We start from the raw sequence: 13,135 nt of genomic DNA, 5'->3' as shown, positions 1-13,135 counted from the left end.
CTCAGCGGGTCTCGGTGATCGACAGCTCCTCGGCGAGCAGTTCGGCGAAGGTGTAGGTGCCGGTGGGCTGATCGTCCTGCCCCAGCAGGTACAGACGCTTCACCGAGATGAGGATCGCTTCCGCGATGATGTCGCGTGAACGAGGGTTGGCCAGGACCGAGGCGTCCTGCGCGTTCGTGAGATACCCGAGATCGATCTGCACGGTCGGCATGTTCGTCAGGCGCAGCAGATCCCACGTGCGGCCGTGGCTGCGGCAGTCCCGCAGCGGCGTGCGTGCGGTCACTTCGCGTTGAATGAACCCGGTGAGCACCTGGCCGATCATCGACTCGGAGCCGTGCGCATTGCCGTAGTGGAAGCTCGCGATACCGCTCGCGGCCGGGTTGGGGCTGCTGTCGCAGCGCAGGGAGATCATCAGATCGGCGCCGAACGCGTTGGAAGTTCCGGCCCGCTCGATGTTCGACGGGTTCGCGTGATACGGCCGGGAGAGGAAGGTCTCCATTCCCGTCGCGGCCATGCGGCCCTCGAGGCGACGAGCGAGGTCCCAGAGGATGTCGGCCTCGGAGATGTCGCCGTGCGGGCTGCGCACGATGATGCCGTGGTCGCGCCCGCCGAGGCCGGGATCGATGACGATGCGTTTGCCGCTCAGGTGCGGACCGGACCGGCGGACGATCTCCTCCTCGCTGATGGCGTGCGGAGACCCACCGGTGACCCGGGTGCCGAGCAGCTCCAGCGAACGGAGGGTCTCGGGACCGCAGATGCCGTCGGGCGCGAGACCGATCTCCCGCTGGAAGGAACTCAGCGCCTCGTGGGTGCGCGGTCCGAAGTAGCCGTCGACCCGGTCCACGTAGAACCCGAGGTCCTGCAGACGCCGCTGCAAGGTCGCGACGTCGTCGCCGTAGAGCGGGGCGGAGAGCTGATAGATGAGGGTGCGGGCGCCGAGCCGGTACGAGGCTTCCTTCAGCGACCGGTACGTGGCGGGACCGACGATGCCGTCGACGAGCAGGCCACGATGCTGCTGGAACGCGCGCACCGCGCTGTCGAGCTCACGGTCGAACACCGCATCGGAGCCCACCCAGCTGTCGCCGGCGGCGACGTCGGACTCGCCGTGCAGAAATCCGAGGCCGGTGAGGGTGCTCCGGATTTCGGCGACGGCAGGGCCATGGTCGCCGTAGCGCAGTCGGTGCATGTCTCGGCCCTTTCCGTGCTGCTGACCTGCTGTGCCCGGTGTTCCACCAGACCATCGTTCGATTGTCGCAGATGCGCCCGGACCACGAATAATCCGGGCGCATCCGTGTCGACGTGGAAAACGGTGATTCAGAGTACGTCGGCGAGGTCGCGGAGGAGGGCCGCCTTGCCCTTCGCGCCGACGATGGTCTTCACCGGCTTGCCGCCGGAGAACAGGATCATCGTCGGGATCGACATGACCTTGTAGTCGCGCGCCGCAGCGGGGTTGGCGTCGATGTCGAGCTTGGCGATCTTGAGCTTGTCGGAGTGCTCTCCGGCGATCTCCTCGAGAACGGGAGCCACCATCTTGCACGGGCCGCACCAGGTGGCCCAGAAATCGACCAGTACCGGCTTGTCGGACTGGAGGACGTCCTCGACGAACGAGGCGTCGGAGATGGTGACGGTGTTCTTGTCGGCCACGATGGCTCCTACTCGATGAGGGGGGAAGGGATCAGTATCCGGCGTTGACGGTGATCGGGTGGTGGTCCGGCAGTTCGGCGAGCCAGCGCTCGGCGTCGAGCGAGGCGGAGCAGCCGGTGCCGGCGGCGGTGATCGCCTGGCGGTAGAGGTGGTCGACGAGGTCACCGGCGGCGAACACACCCGGCAGGTTGGTGGCGGTGGTCGGCTGCTGCACCTTCACGTAGCCGGCGTCGTCGACGTCGACCTGTCCGCGGACGAGTTCGCTGCGGGGGTCGTGGCCGATCGCGACGAACATGCCGGTCACCGGAAGGGTGCTGCGTTCGCCCGTGACGGTGTCCTCGAGGACCAGACCGGTGACGGAGGTATCGCCGAGCACCTCGACGGGCTTGGCGTTGGTGACGATGCGGATCTTCTCGTTCGCGCGGGCGCGGTCGAGCATGATCTTCGAGGCGCGGAACTCCTCGCGACGGTGGACGAGGGTGACGCTGCGGGCGAAGCGGGTCAGGAAGGTCGCTTCCTCCATCGCGGAGTCGCCGCCGCCGACGACGGCGATGTCCTGGTCGCGGAAGAAGAAGCCGTCGCAGGTGGCGCACGCGGACACACCGCGTCCGAGGAGCTGTTCCTCCCCCGGGATGCCGAGGTAGCGGGCGGCAGCACCCATCGCGAGGATGACGGCGCGGGCCTGGTAGGTCTGTCCGTTGGCGACGATCTTCTTGACGTCGCCGGTCAGGTCGAGTTCGTCGACGTCCTCGGAGCGGATGTCGGCGCCGAAACGCAGGGCCTGCTCGCGCATCTGATCCATCAGGTCCGGCCCCATGATGCCCTCGCGGAAGCCGGGAAAGTTCTCGACTTCGGTGGTGGTCATCAGGGCGCCGCCGAACTGGGTTCCCTCGAACAGCAGCGGCTTCAGCTCGGCACGGGCGGCATAGATCCCGGCGGTGTATCCGGCCGGACCCGAACCGACGATGACAAGGTCGTGGATCGTGGAATCAGTGGTCATGCGAGCCTTCCGTGTCTGCTGGTACTTCTGCCTGCTGGTACTTGACGGACGAGCCTGAAGGCCCGTGACCGGGACGTCAGCGGTCCACAACGTCAGTGGTCCACAACATGGGTCAACAACAGGGTAAGGGGTGTTGTTCCTCGCGTGCCGTGCGTCACGCCACAGTGCGGCGTATTCTGCCCCGCTGTCAGCCGGGCTGGGGCGGGAGCCCGGCACCCGGAGGTCGAATCGTCACGTTGACGATATGACCGTCGAAGCCGTGCCGTGTCGTCCCGGCTTCCGGTCCCCTCCCCCACGCGCGTCCGGCCGATGCCCGGCATGTCGACGGCCCCGGCCACGCCCGCCGGGAGCCCGGGCGCGCGAATCGTCCGTGTGCTCCGGCCGAGCGGTGTGACGCACGAGCGTCGCGATCGGCGCCGGGCAGGGACCGCACCGGGTTCGACTCAGGGAGCGCGTATCTCGTGCCTGAACGCCGCGGAGCCTCGGTCCGCGTGAGGATCCCGCGTGCGTCAGGCGGGGTGTTCCACCTCGCGCAGGGCTTCGCGCACGACGCAGCGGGTTCCGGTGTAGATGGTCGGCATGCACTTGTTGCAGTGGATGCACAGCCCCTCGCGCACGTGTTCGTCCCGGAACCTGTTGACGAGGTACGGGTCGCGCAACAGCGCTCGGCCCATCGCGACGAAATCGAATCCCTCGTCGAGCGCGTTCTCGATGGTGTCGATCCGGTTGATGCCGCCGAGGAGGATGAGCGGCATGCTCAGTTCCGCCCGGAACTGCCGGGCCATCGGGAGGAAGAACGCTTCCTCGAAGGGGTAGGCCGGGAAGAGCCTCGGCCCGTAGAACCGTAGACCCAGTCCGACGAGTCGGGGCTGGGACGCGACGAACTCGGCCATCGGGACGTCGCCGCGGAAGAAGTACATGCCGTTGAGCAGCGAGCTGCCGCCCGTGAGTTCCATTGCGTCGATGTGACCGTCGGATTCGATCAGTCGCGCCATCGGCAGGCTCTCGTGCAGCCACAGTCCCTTCGGGACGCCGTCCGTCATGTTGAACTTGACGATGACGGCGACCGAGTCGCCGGCTGCTTTTCGGACGGCCTCGAGAACGCGCCGGGGAAACGCGGTTCGCTTCTCGAGACCGCCGCCGTAGCGATCGCCGCGCTTGTTGAGATTCGGGCTGAGGAACGAGCTGAGCAGATAGTTGTGCCCCAGATGCACCTCGAGCGCGTCGAATCCGGCCTCGACGGCGTAGCGGGTCGCGTTCTCGAAGTCGGCGACGACCTGATCGAGTTGCTCGAGGCTCGCGCCCCGCACCAGGCCCATCGCGGGGGCGCTGACGCGGGTGGACGGAGCGAGGGTCTTCGTCCCGTTGGAGATCTGGTTGGCGACGAGGCCGGCATGACCGATCTGCGCCGAGGCGAGCGCGCCCTCGGCGTGCACGGCGTCGGTGAGCCGCCGCAGGCCCGGGACGGTGTCGCGGTCGAGGACGACGGTGTTGCGATGCACGCGTCCGCCGGGTGCGACGGCGCAGTATGCGACGGTGGTCAGGGCGGTGCCACCGCGAGCGACCTCGGCATGGAACTCGACGAGTTCGTCGGTGACGCGGCCACCGGGCATGACGCCTTCGAAGGTCGCGGCCTTGAGGATGCGGTTGCGCAGGGTGAGCGGCCCGAGCCGGGCGGGCTCGAACACGGCAGGTCGCGACGAGGTCATGCCCCTACTTTCGATGCCAGTGGTTCTGTAACGTGTTGCAACTATAGTGCGGCGACGTGCCGTGCGCCACAATCACCGGTGATGACCACATTCGACCGCTCCCCCGCGCCCGCCGGCCGCCCCCGCGATCCGCGTATCGACACCGAGGTCCTCGCCGTGACCCGTGAGATGCTGCTCGAGGTCGGCTGGGAGCGCCTGAGCCTGCGCGGTATCGCAGCCCGCGCCGGGGTGAGCCGGGCGGCGCTGGCCCGGCGGTGGCCGTCCAAGGCGCACCTCGTGCTCGACTCGATTCTCGGTTCCGCACCGGACCTGGCACCGATCGAGGGGACGGACCGCCGCGGCTGGATCGAATGGGTGGTTCAGGGCAGTGCGGACCTGTTCGCCCGCCCCGACGTCCGAGCTGCCCTGCCCGGGCTGATCGGGGCGCTCCGCGATCACGAAGATCTGCGGAACACGCTGTGGCGCAACTTCAGCGGCCCGAGCACGGCCCTGTTCTCCGACGGCTCCTCCCGCGCCGACCTCGACGCGCGTGCCGTGCTCGTCCTTGCCGCGGGTGCGGCGATGTTCGCGAGCATCGTTGCCGCCGAGGACGATACGGCCGCCCTGCGGGCACGGATCCTCGACCTGCTGATCCCTGTCGCCGACGATTGAACTTCTTGCGGCTCAACCGATCCCATGGACCACCAGAGTGGCCGGGTCGGAGGCGCCGCACCCGGTGCCCACCACCAGCGCCGTCAACCGCGGCGACGCGGGGTCACCGAGGAGCAGTGCCACCGCCTCCCGGCCGTCGAAGCGGATCGTGCGCGCCCCCAGTAGCGGTCGTGACTCGTCGATTCCGTTGGCCGCGAGACATTCCCGGAGGGAATTCCGGTCCGACAGAGGCCCGGTGTCCGCGGAGCCGATCATCGCGCGCCACGTCGCCGGATCGAGTACGTCGGTGTCGGGTGCGATGACGGCAGGCGCAGCTGTCGACGCCGGAAGCCCGGGACGGTCCGCGCCGTGGGCGACGACGGCGAATCCGATCGCCACCGCGGCCGCGGCGGCGATCCCGGCGCCGGCCGCAGCGCGTCGTCGGCGGCGGCGCGCGGCGGCCTCGGCGGTCAGCGCCGCATCGATCCGGGCCGCGACGTCCGGCGGGATCGACGGCCCCCCGGCGTCTTCGGCTTCACCCAGAGCCCGCAGGCGGCGGCCGACGGAGTCGAGCGCGGCGATCACCGTCATGGCGTCCGGATCCCGTCGCACCGCCGGCCACAACCGGGCGGCGACATCGTCGTCCAGAACCCCGGCGTGCAGATCGGCGAGCAGGTCGGCAGAATACGGCGGCTGCGGCAGCTCGTCCTCGGTCATCCGCTGTCCTCTCCGCCTCCTCGGGTGCCCTCACCAGGATAAGACGGTCACCGATCACGATCGGTTCCCCGTCTCTCGCAGGTCGCCGAGAAGCACCGCAAGCCGACGACGCCCCCGCGCGCACCGGCTCTTGACGGTGCCCTCGGGGACGCCGAGCCGCCGGGCCGCCTCGCTCACCGACCGGCCTTCCACGTCGACCGCGACGACCGCGGCGCGCTGGTCCGGCGGCAAGGCGCCCAGCGCCGCCTCGATGTCGAGCGCAATCTCCCGCTCCGCGATGCGATTTCGTACGTCACGGACGTCGGTGTGGTCGTCGTACAGCGGAACCGTAGGTCGTGCCCGGTTGCGCCGGATACGGTCCAGGCATGCGTTCACCACGATGGTGTGCAGCCAGCTGCGCACCGCCGCGTTGTTCCGGAATTTCCCCGCCGTACGATGCGCCGACAGCAACGCCTCCTGCAGGGCGTCCGCCGCATCCTCCGGCGAGTAGCTGGTGCGGCGCGCCACCTGCCACAGATGGTCGTAGTGCCGTTCGAGCAGGTGCGCGAACGCACGTCGGTCCCCCGCCACGTGCGCCGCCAGCAATTCGGCGTCGGACATGGCAATTCCTGCGATCCCCCCCAAAATTCGCACGCGCGGATGGTAGCCGATCGAGGTGGGCTACCGGGGGTGCGAGCGCCGGGCTACTCGGCGGCGGTGAACGTCACCTCGGCGATCGAGCTCTTGTTGCCGCCACCGGACGTGCTCAGGCCCGTGATCCACACCAGCACGTCGGAGGTGCGTCCCTCGGACTCGACAGGGATCTCCGTGACGCCGGAACGCAGTGTCGCCGAACCGATCACCTGGGTCTGGTCCAGGGACGCCTGGTCCGACGGCGCGCTGCGGATCTCGACCTTCGTGCCCGGGCTGTCCGACGTCACCGACACCGACGACAGCGCCGCCGGCTCGGCCAGCGCCACCATCAGGCCCACTCCGTTCTTCAGCGCGGGGAACGGCTGGAAGTAAGCATCGGTGCTCCACTCCGTCGAGGGATCGCCGTCGATCGCCAATCGCGCCGTCGCCGGCGAGTCCGGAGTGCCCTGAGGGGAGAACACCGACACCGCCGAGGCCGCCACCGGTCCCGCGGCTGCGGCCGGCGCCGGTGCCTGGGCCACCGGTTCCGACGGGGCCTCGGTGGTCGGGGTGAGTCCGAAGTCCTGACTTGTGAGCGGCTCGTCGGAGCTGCCCCCCGCGAGCAGGTTCGCGATCCACCAGCCGATCAGGGCGAGGAGCACCACGGTGGTGATGCCGAGACCGACGAGCGCGAACAGCATCCGCTCGGACCGCTTCTTCTCCTCGGCGAGGGCCTCCGGGTCCGCGAGCGCGTGGTTGGTGGCACCGGCAGTGCGCTGCCCGAGCCGCAGCGCCGGGATCATGTCGGTCTTCTGGTCCACGACCGAGGCTTGGCCGAGGATGTGCTGCACGGTGGCCGCCGTCCGAATGCCGCCGTCGGCCGCGAGGGCGCGCACCGCGACCGCAGAGATCTCGAACGGCACCTCCGGCCGCAGCGCGCGGGGTTCTACCGGGATGCCCTCGGCGGTCAGGTCCGCGGGACGCATCCCGCCGATCGTGCCGCCGGTCTGGGCCGGGGGCTGCTGCCCGGGCGCGGCCTGCTCGGGCAGCGGCCAGCGCGCAGTGATCAGGCCGTAGAGGCTCGCGCCGAGGCCCCGGACGTCGGAGGTCACGTCCGCGTCGGCGAAGGTGGCGGGGAAGGCCAGCACCGCGTCGCCGGCGACACTGATGCGGATCCGGTCGGGGTGGTCGATCGAGAGGGCACCGCCGCCGCGGTGCGCAGCCTCGGCCGCGGCCGCGAGGGCCTGCACCGCGCGTGCCGCACCGAGCGGGGACGGCTCGGTGCCGGACATCTCGCGCAGCGAACGGCCGGGCGTCCACTCCGAGACGACGATGCCGCCCGAACTGCCGCGGACCACGTCGAGTACCCGGGCGAGCCCCGGTGAGTTGATCCGGCCCAGCCGCAGCGTGCGCGACAGGATCGCCTGCGGGCCGTCGGGGCCGGTCACGTCCCCCGCGCGCTGCTCGGCGTCGACGAACGTCAGCGCCACCTCACGGTCGAGTTTGACGTCCTGGGCCTGCCAGAAGCGCAGACCGCGCGCGCCGCCGTGCGGCGCGAGCAGACGGTAGCGACCGCCGGCGACCGACGCGCCGGGGATCAGCTTCGGCCCGCGCATCGGAGTGCGCGGCGCGGACCCGGGCACCCGCAGGGGCGGCAGCTGGGGCGAGCCGACGGGGACGACGCCGGTGTCGACGTGGGGATCGCGCCGCGGCCGACCGGAACCGGACCGGCCGTCGGCCGCCCCGCCGGCGGACTTCTGGGACGAGGTGGAACGATCGGGCGTGCCGGCCTGCGGGGACCGGGTGCCGTCGGCGTCCGTGGACACCGAACCCGGATCGGTCGATGCGGACTCATCGACCGTGGACTTACCGGTAGCGTGATCGTCGCTCACCCTCACTCCTTCTTGTTCGACTCGCCCGCCCCGGAGGTAACCGGGAGGCCGTCCGGCATCCGCGAACCGGCGCGATCCGTCCCGGGCGGTCCGAACCTGCCGTCGACCAGGGTACGGGAGTTGCCCGTGTGCATCGATGTGGCTCGGCAGGTCCCGGAGCGCGGGAATCACCTCGGTGACCGCGTCGTAGGGAGCCACCCCGTAGTCGCCGTAGTCCAGACGTGGCAACACGATGGTCTTCTCCGCCTCGGACTCCCGGTTCGCCTCGAGTTCGGCGATCTCGTCGGCGTCGGCCTCGGCGATCTCCGGTTCGACGGGCGTGCGACCGCGCAGCGCGTCGACCTTGCGCCGGACCGCCGCGGTGATCGCCAGGATCTCGGGCACCTTCAGCAGCCACATGACCGTGAGGGTCACCAGCAGCATCAGTGCGCCGGTGATCGCGACCCGCACCATCGAACCGACGCCGCCGAACCGGTCGCTGAGCGCACCGAGCCGCAGCAGCCGATCGGCGATCAGCATCGCCACCACGCCTGCTGCCGACGCGGTCACCACGTGCCACAGGGTCCGGCCCACGTTCGCCATCCGCAGATCGCCGAGGGCGCGGTGCAGCAGGAACCCACCGATGCCCGCCCCGACCGTGAACGCCAGGCCCGTCGCCACGCCCAGCAGCAGCACCACCTGGTCGTCGTTACGGGCGACGACGGGCGCGAGGGCGGACAGGGCGATCTTCACGGCGGTGATGCCGAGGATGATCCACGTGGGGGTCCACGCCTGCTCGCGCGCGTAGAACACGCGCAGATGGATGAGGACGAGGGCGTACGGGATCAGGGTGAACGCCGACCAGCTGACGGCCTGGCCGAGCCGTTCGGCGTTGCCCTCGCCGAAGCTGCCGTAGCCGTACAGGGCCGTGCCGATCTGCGGGCCGGCGACCGTGAAGAACACGACGATCGGGATGAGCGCGATCATCGTCAGCCGGGTCGCGACCGACAGGTCGTCCACCACGGCGGGGGTGTCCTCCGCGGCGGCGTTGCGGCTCAGCCGCGGCATGATCGCCGTGAGCACCGTGACGCCGAGCACGCCGTACGGCAGCTGCAGCAGCAGCCACGCGTTGTTGTAGATCGCCGGGCCGGCCGCGTCGGCACTCGACGAGACGTGGGTCGCGAACACCATGCCCGCCTGGCTGATGAGCACGTACAGCACGATGGCCGCGGCCATGCCGCCGAACTGGCGCAGCCGATCGTCGAGTCCCCACAGCGGCTTGAGGCTGATCCCCTCGCGGCGCAGCGCCGGCACCAGGGACATCGCCTGGGTCACTACGCCGAGGGTGACGCCGCAGCCGAGCAGCAGCAGATGCGGGTCGCTCATCCGCACCGGGTCGAGGGTGATCTCCCCGGGCAGCAGGAAGTACAGGACGAGAACCGTGATGACGACGACGTTGTTCAGCACCGGCGCCCACGCGCCCGGTTTGAACACCTGCCGGGTGTTCAGGATGGCGGTGAGCAGCGCCGACAGGCCGTAGAACAGGATGGCCGGCAACAGCAGATACGTCAGCGCCGTGGTCAGAGTCGTCGACACTTTGCCCGTGTCGTCGAGGAAGAACCGGGTGACGAGGACCGGCGCGGCGGCGGTGGCCAGCAGCGCGGCGAGCCCGAGCACGGTGACGGAGACGGTGAACAGGCGCCGGACGAAGGCCGTACCGCCGTCCGGATCCTCGCGTTCCGCGCGGACCAGCACCGGCACGACGATCGAGGTGAGGACGGCACCGAGCACCAGCTCGGAGATCATGTTCGGGATCTGGGCGGCGACCGTGTAGGAGCTGGCGACGGCGGCACCGAGCAGGGTCAGCAGCAGCACCTGCTTGACGAAGCCGGTGATGCGGCTGATCAGGGTGGCGAAGGCGATCGAGCCGGTTGCGGCGAGGAGGCCGGGGTTCTTGCGCGGGGCCGGCTCCGCCGCCGCGGGGGCGGGCGGGGCGACGTCCTCACGGGTCGGATTCCCGGTCATTTCTTCTCGTACCCTTCGTCGGCTGGATCGGGCTCGCCGCGGAAGCGGTGCAGGAGACGACGGCCCGCCAGGAACAGCAGCAGCGCTCCCGCACAGCCGGTGACGATCGCGAGAACCTGGCCGTACGCGTTGGACCGTACCGTCACGTTCGTCGGGGTGCCGAGCGGCAGCCCGGACTCCGTGGTCAGGGCGAACTCGACACCGATCTTCCGCGAATCGCTGATCTGCGCCGGCACCGTGAGGGTGCGGCTGCCCCGCGGCGGCAGCTGCGTGGGTCCGATGTCGGTGATCTTCATCGCCGACGGGGCGTCCACGTGCAGCCGCACGGTGATGCCCACCGGCAGATCGTTGCGCGCGACCAACAGTAGGGGACTCTGTTCCGAGGTCAGCGTGTAGACACCACCCGGTGAGAGCACGGTCACTCCCGCGAACATCCCGTCGACGGCGTCGCGGACCTCGTCGCCGCGCCGCACCGCGTCGCGTGCTGCGGAACCGGGGTCGGGCCCGCGCCGGCCCGCCAGACTCATCGCCCGCAGCAGATCCTCGCGCAACGGCGCGGTGAACTGCTGCGGTGTCAGCTGTGCCTGGGGATCCTCGACGAGCGCCTCCTCGAACGCATCCAGCCGGGGCGCCTGCTCGCGGGCCGTGTCCATAACCTCGGCCGAGGCGCCGTCGACGATGGCCTGCTCCGGGTAGGACAGCGCGACGGTGGGGGCGTCGCCGGGCACCGGTGCGAACAGGGTGTCGAACGGACGCGCGGTGGCCAGGCCCGAGCGGATCAGCGTGCCGACCATCGACAGGACCGCGGCGGCGTCGTCGCCGGAGGCGCTCCACGACTGCGGCGGCACGAACAGCACGGATTCCGGGACCGCGGGCGCGCCGGTGGACACGGTCCGGGTGGCGTCGTCCCCGGTGCGCAGCGTGGGCCAGCTCAGGGCGCCCAGCGCATCCTGCAGTCGGGCGGCCGGGGAGTCCTCGGTGAGGTCGTAGCGGGCGTCCTCGGCGGTGAACGACGGCGTCTGCGGTGCGTCACCGAGCGCCGCGAGCGCGGTCGCGGCGGCGCTGTCGAACAGGACGGTGGACAGACCGTCCACCCCCCGCACGGGCACGGGACCCGTGCCGGCGGCCGAGTCCGCGGCGTCGACCGCGGTGTCGGCGAGCAGGGCCGTCACCGGGCCGTCGGCGGCGAGCAACGCCCCCGCCTTCTCGGTCAGGACCCCGGCATCGGGCCAGACCACGTCGCTACGGGTCGTCGTGATCCCGAGGATCGTGTTCACGATCCCGGTGGGGGCGGCGAGGGCGGGTCCGGCCAGCGATGCGTCGTCGAGTTCGGCGAGGGCGGCGGTGTCGACCTGGGCGAAGGGCACCGCCACCGTGCACATCGAGCCGGCGACGGCACGCAACCGTTCCAGCCATGCGGCGGCCGCCGCTGTCCCCTCCCCGTCACGGGTCTCGCCCATCGGCTCGGCGGGGTCCTCGACCACCAGATAGCCGCGGGTCATGTTGGCGACGGTGACAAGCAGGTCAGGGTCGACGGCCAGGCACAGCGCGTCGGCGACGCGGCGGTCCTCGGCGGTGACCGCCCGCTCGGCGGCGTCGAGCAATCCGTCGAGGCGACCGCCGTCGGCGAGCGACGTCGCGAGGTCGTCGTCGACGAGGCGGACCGGGTCCGTCGCCGAGCCGGGCACCCCCGCCGCGAGGCGCGGCCGGTCCGCGAGCGGCCACATCATCGTGACTCCTACGGGGGCGGACGTGTCCGGCGGCACGGGACGGTCCGTCCGGTTCTCGCTCGGGGGCACCCCGAGCACGGGCAGCAGGAACCGGGCGTCGTCGAGCCGGGCCTGACCGCCGTACTCGGGAGCGCCGTTGACGTTGACGAGCAGCGGGTACACCCCGGGCGTATCGATTTCCAGCGACGGGTCCTGCGCCGAGCGCAGCGCCAGTTCGAGACGGAACTGCCGCTGCTCACCCTGCTCGAGGACGTCGGCGACCGGCTCGAACGGGCCCGTGCGGTCGTAGGCGGTCTGATCCCAGGTCAGCGCGGTGCGCAGCTCCTCGGCCGAGCCGGCCGCCGGGGCACGCTGCAGCCGCACGGCGATGTCCTCGACGTCGCGGTCCCCGACGTTCTCGAGCGTGCCGCTCACCGTCACCACCGGCTCGCTGCTGGTGGACACCGTCGTCGGCGTCACCGAGTCGATGCGCAGTTCCAGGAAGCGCGGCGCATCGGACGCGTCGCTGCGCGGCTGGGCGACGGACACGCCCGCCGTCGTCAGGACGAGCGCGAGCACGGCGAGAACGGCCGCCGCGGCCCGGCGAGCTGCCGACGTCATCCGAGACGGGCCTCCGGTCCGCCGGGTCCGAGCAGCATCGACGGATCCATCTCGGCGATCAACTGGTCGGCGACGTCGGCGAGCCTGCGCTCGTCCGCGTACGCCAGGCGTGAGCGCAGCTCCGGCAGCGGGACCCAGGCCACCTCGGTGACCTCGACGTCGGCGTCGGAGAGCTCGCCGTCCAGGTAGCGCAGCAGGTAGTGGTGCACGGTCTTGTGGACGCGCCGGCCCTCGGTGACGAACCAGTAGTCGATGCTGCCGAGGGTGGCGAGGACGGTGCCGTGGATGCCGGTCTCCTCGTGGACCTCGCGCATCGCCGTCTGCTCGGCGGTCTCACCCTTCTCGATGTGTCCCTTCGGCAGCGACCACAGCAGCCGGCCCCGCCGGTCGGTGCGTCCGATCAACGCCGCGCACAATTTCTCGGGGGGTCCGCCGAGGCCGTCGACCACCAGTCCCCCGGCCGAGGTCTCGCGGACCGTGCGCAGGTGAGGCTTCGACGTGTCGGAGGTGGGCCGGCCACCGGACTTGGCGCCCGCGCCACGCCGCCGCGAGGTGCGGCGGTTGCGGTTGGCACGTTCTGCGGGCGACACCCCATCG

General features: G+C 70.8%; 10 protein-coding genes. 1 reads left to right on the top strand and 9 read right to left on the bottom strand.

The annotated features are described in order from the left end of the window. Position 1: 1 nt before the first annotated feature. The 4 genes from QYS60_RS23625 to QYS60_RS23610 form a co-directional block, all read right to left on the bottom strand. Positions 2-1,186 carry an N-acetylmuramoyl-L-alanine amidase gene (locus QYS60_RS23625; RefSeq protein ID WP_003936657.1) on the bottom strand — a complete coding sequence of 395 codons (1,185 nt, stop codon included), beginning with the start codon at positions 1,184-1,186 and terminating at the stop codon, positions 2-4. Between the two features lie 128 nt (positions 1,187-1,314). Then, positions 1,315-1,644: a thioredoxin gene (gene trxA / locus QYS60_RS23620; RefSeq protein WP_003936658.1), complete on the bottom strand. Its 330-nt coding sequence runs from the start codon at positions 1,642-1,644 to the stop codon at positions 1,315-1,317. A 31-nt stretch (positions 1,645-1,675) separates the two neighbouring features. Beyond that, complete coding sequence (gene trxB, locus QYS60_RS23615) at positions 1,676-2,644, bottom strand: thioredoxin-disulfide reductase (protein WP_003936659.1); 969 nt, start codon at positions 2,642-2,644, stop codon at positions 1,676-1,678. A gap of 509 nt (positions 2,645-3,153) precedes the next feature. Next, positions 3,154-4,353 carry an NADH:flavin oxidoreductase gene (locus QYS60_RS23610; protein WP_289381734.1) on the bottom strand — a complete coding sequence of 400 codons (1,200 nt, stop codon included), beginning with the start codon at positions 4,351-4,353 and terminating at the stop codon, positions 3,154-3,156. Positions 4,354-4,434: 81 nt separating this feature from the next. Between QYS60_RS23610 and QYS60_RS23605 the strand changes: the two genes are divergently transcribed. Next, the gene (locus tag QYS60_RS23605; protein ID WP_003936661.1) at positions 4,435-5,004 is read left to right on the top strand and encodes a TetR/AcrR family transcriptional regulator; all 570 of its coding nucleotides are present in this window, start codon (positions 4,435-4,437) and stop codon (positions 5,002-5,004) included. Positions 5,005-5,016: 12 nt separating this feature from the next. Here the strand turns inward: QYS60_RS23605 and QYS60_RS23600 are convergent, their stop codons facing one another. The 5 genes from QYS60_RS23600 to QYS60_RS23580 all read right to left on the bottom strand — a co-directional run bounded on the left by QYS60_RS23600 (position 5,017) and on the right by QYS60_RS23580 (position 13,128). Next, positions 5,017-5,700, bottom strand: coding sequence for a hypothetical protein (locus tag QYS60_RS23600; protein WP_371384425.1), 684 nt, complete (start codon positions 5,698-5,700; stop codon positions 5,017-5,019). Between the two features lie 54 nt (positions 5,701-5,754). After that, positions 5,755-6,300 carry an RNA polymerase sigma factor SigM gene (gene sigM, locus QYS60_RS23595; RefSeq protein WP_289381737.1) on the bottom strand — a complete coding sequence of 182 codons (546 nt, stop codon included), beginning with the start codon at positions 6,298-6,300 and terminating at the stop codon, positions 5,755-5,757. An 83-nt stretch (positions 6,301-6,383) separates the two neighbouring features. Then, entirely contained in the window at positions 6,384-10,208 is a 3,825-nt protein-coding gene (murJ, locus tag QYS60_RS23590) for a murein biosynthesis integral membrane protein MurJ (protein ID WP_371384424.1), read from the bottom strand. Further along, the gene (locus QYS60_RS23585) at positions 10,205-12,538 is read right to left on the bottom strand and encodes a DUF6049 family protein (protein ID WP_289380665.1); all 2,334 of its coding nucleotides are present in this window, start codon (positions 12,536-12,538) and stop codon (positions 10,205-10,207) included. The genes murJ and QYS60_RS23585 overlap by 4 nt, the downstream gene beginning before the upstream one ends. Continuing rightward, positions 12,535-13,128 (bottom strand): NUDIX hydrolase, encoded by a 594-nt coding sequence (locus tag QYS60_RS23580; protein ID WP_003936666.1) that lies wholly within the window; start codon positions 13,126-13,128, stop codon positions 12,535-12,537. Before QYS60_RS23580 ends, QYS60_RS23585 begins: the two co-directional genes overlap by 4 nt. Positions 13,129-13,135: the final 7 nt, after the last annotated feature.

This window comes from Rhodococcus sp. GXMU-t2271, assembly GCF_041414735.1.
GTDB classification, from domain to species: Bacteria; Actinomycetota; Actinomycetes; order Mycobacteriales; family Mycobacteriaceae; genus Rhodococcus; species Rhodococcus indonesiensis.
The sequence above is the reverse complement of the archived record's forward strand: the minus strand, read 5'-3'. Positions and strand labels throughout refer to the sequence as shown.

Coding starts and splice junctions, on each gene's coding strand:
- QYS60_RS23625 (WP_003936657.1), bottom strand. CDS start 1,186: ATGCACCGACTGCGCTACGGCGACCATGGCCCTGCCGTCGCCGAAATC.
- trxB (WP_003936659.1), bottom strand. CDS start 2,644: ATGACCACTGATTCCACGATCCACGACCTTGTCATCGTCGGTTCGGGT.
- QYS60_RS23610 (WP_289381734.1), bottom strand. CDS start 4,353: ATGACCTCGTCGCGACCTGCCGTGTTCGAGCCCGCCCGGCTCGGGCCG.
- QYS60_RS23605 (WP_003936661.1), top strand. CDS start 4,435: ATGACCACATTCGACCGCTCCCCCGCGCCCGCCGGCCGCCCCCGCGAT.
- QYS60_RS23600 (WP_371384425.1), bottom strand. CDS start 5,700: ATGACCGAGGACGAGCTGCCGCAGCCGCCGTATTCTGCCGACCTGCTC.
- sigM (WP_289381737.1), bottom strand. CDS start 6,300: ATGTCCGACGCCGAATTGCTGGCGGCGCACGTGGCGGGGGACCGACGT.
- murJ (WP_371384424.1), bottom strand. CDS start 10,208: ATGACCGGGAATCCGACCCGTGAGGACGTCGCCCCGCCCGCCCCCGCG.
- QYS60_RS23585 (WP_289380665.1), bottom strand. CDS start 12,538: ATGACGTCGGCAGCTCGCCGGGCCGCGGCGGCCGTTCTCGCCGTGCTC.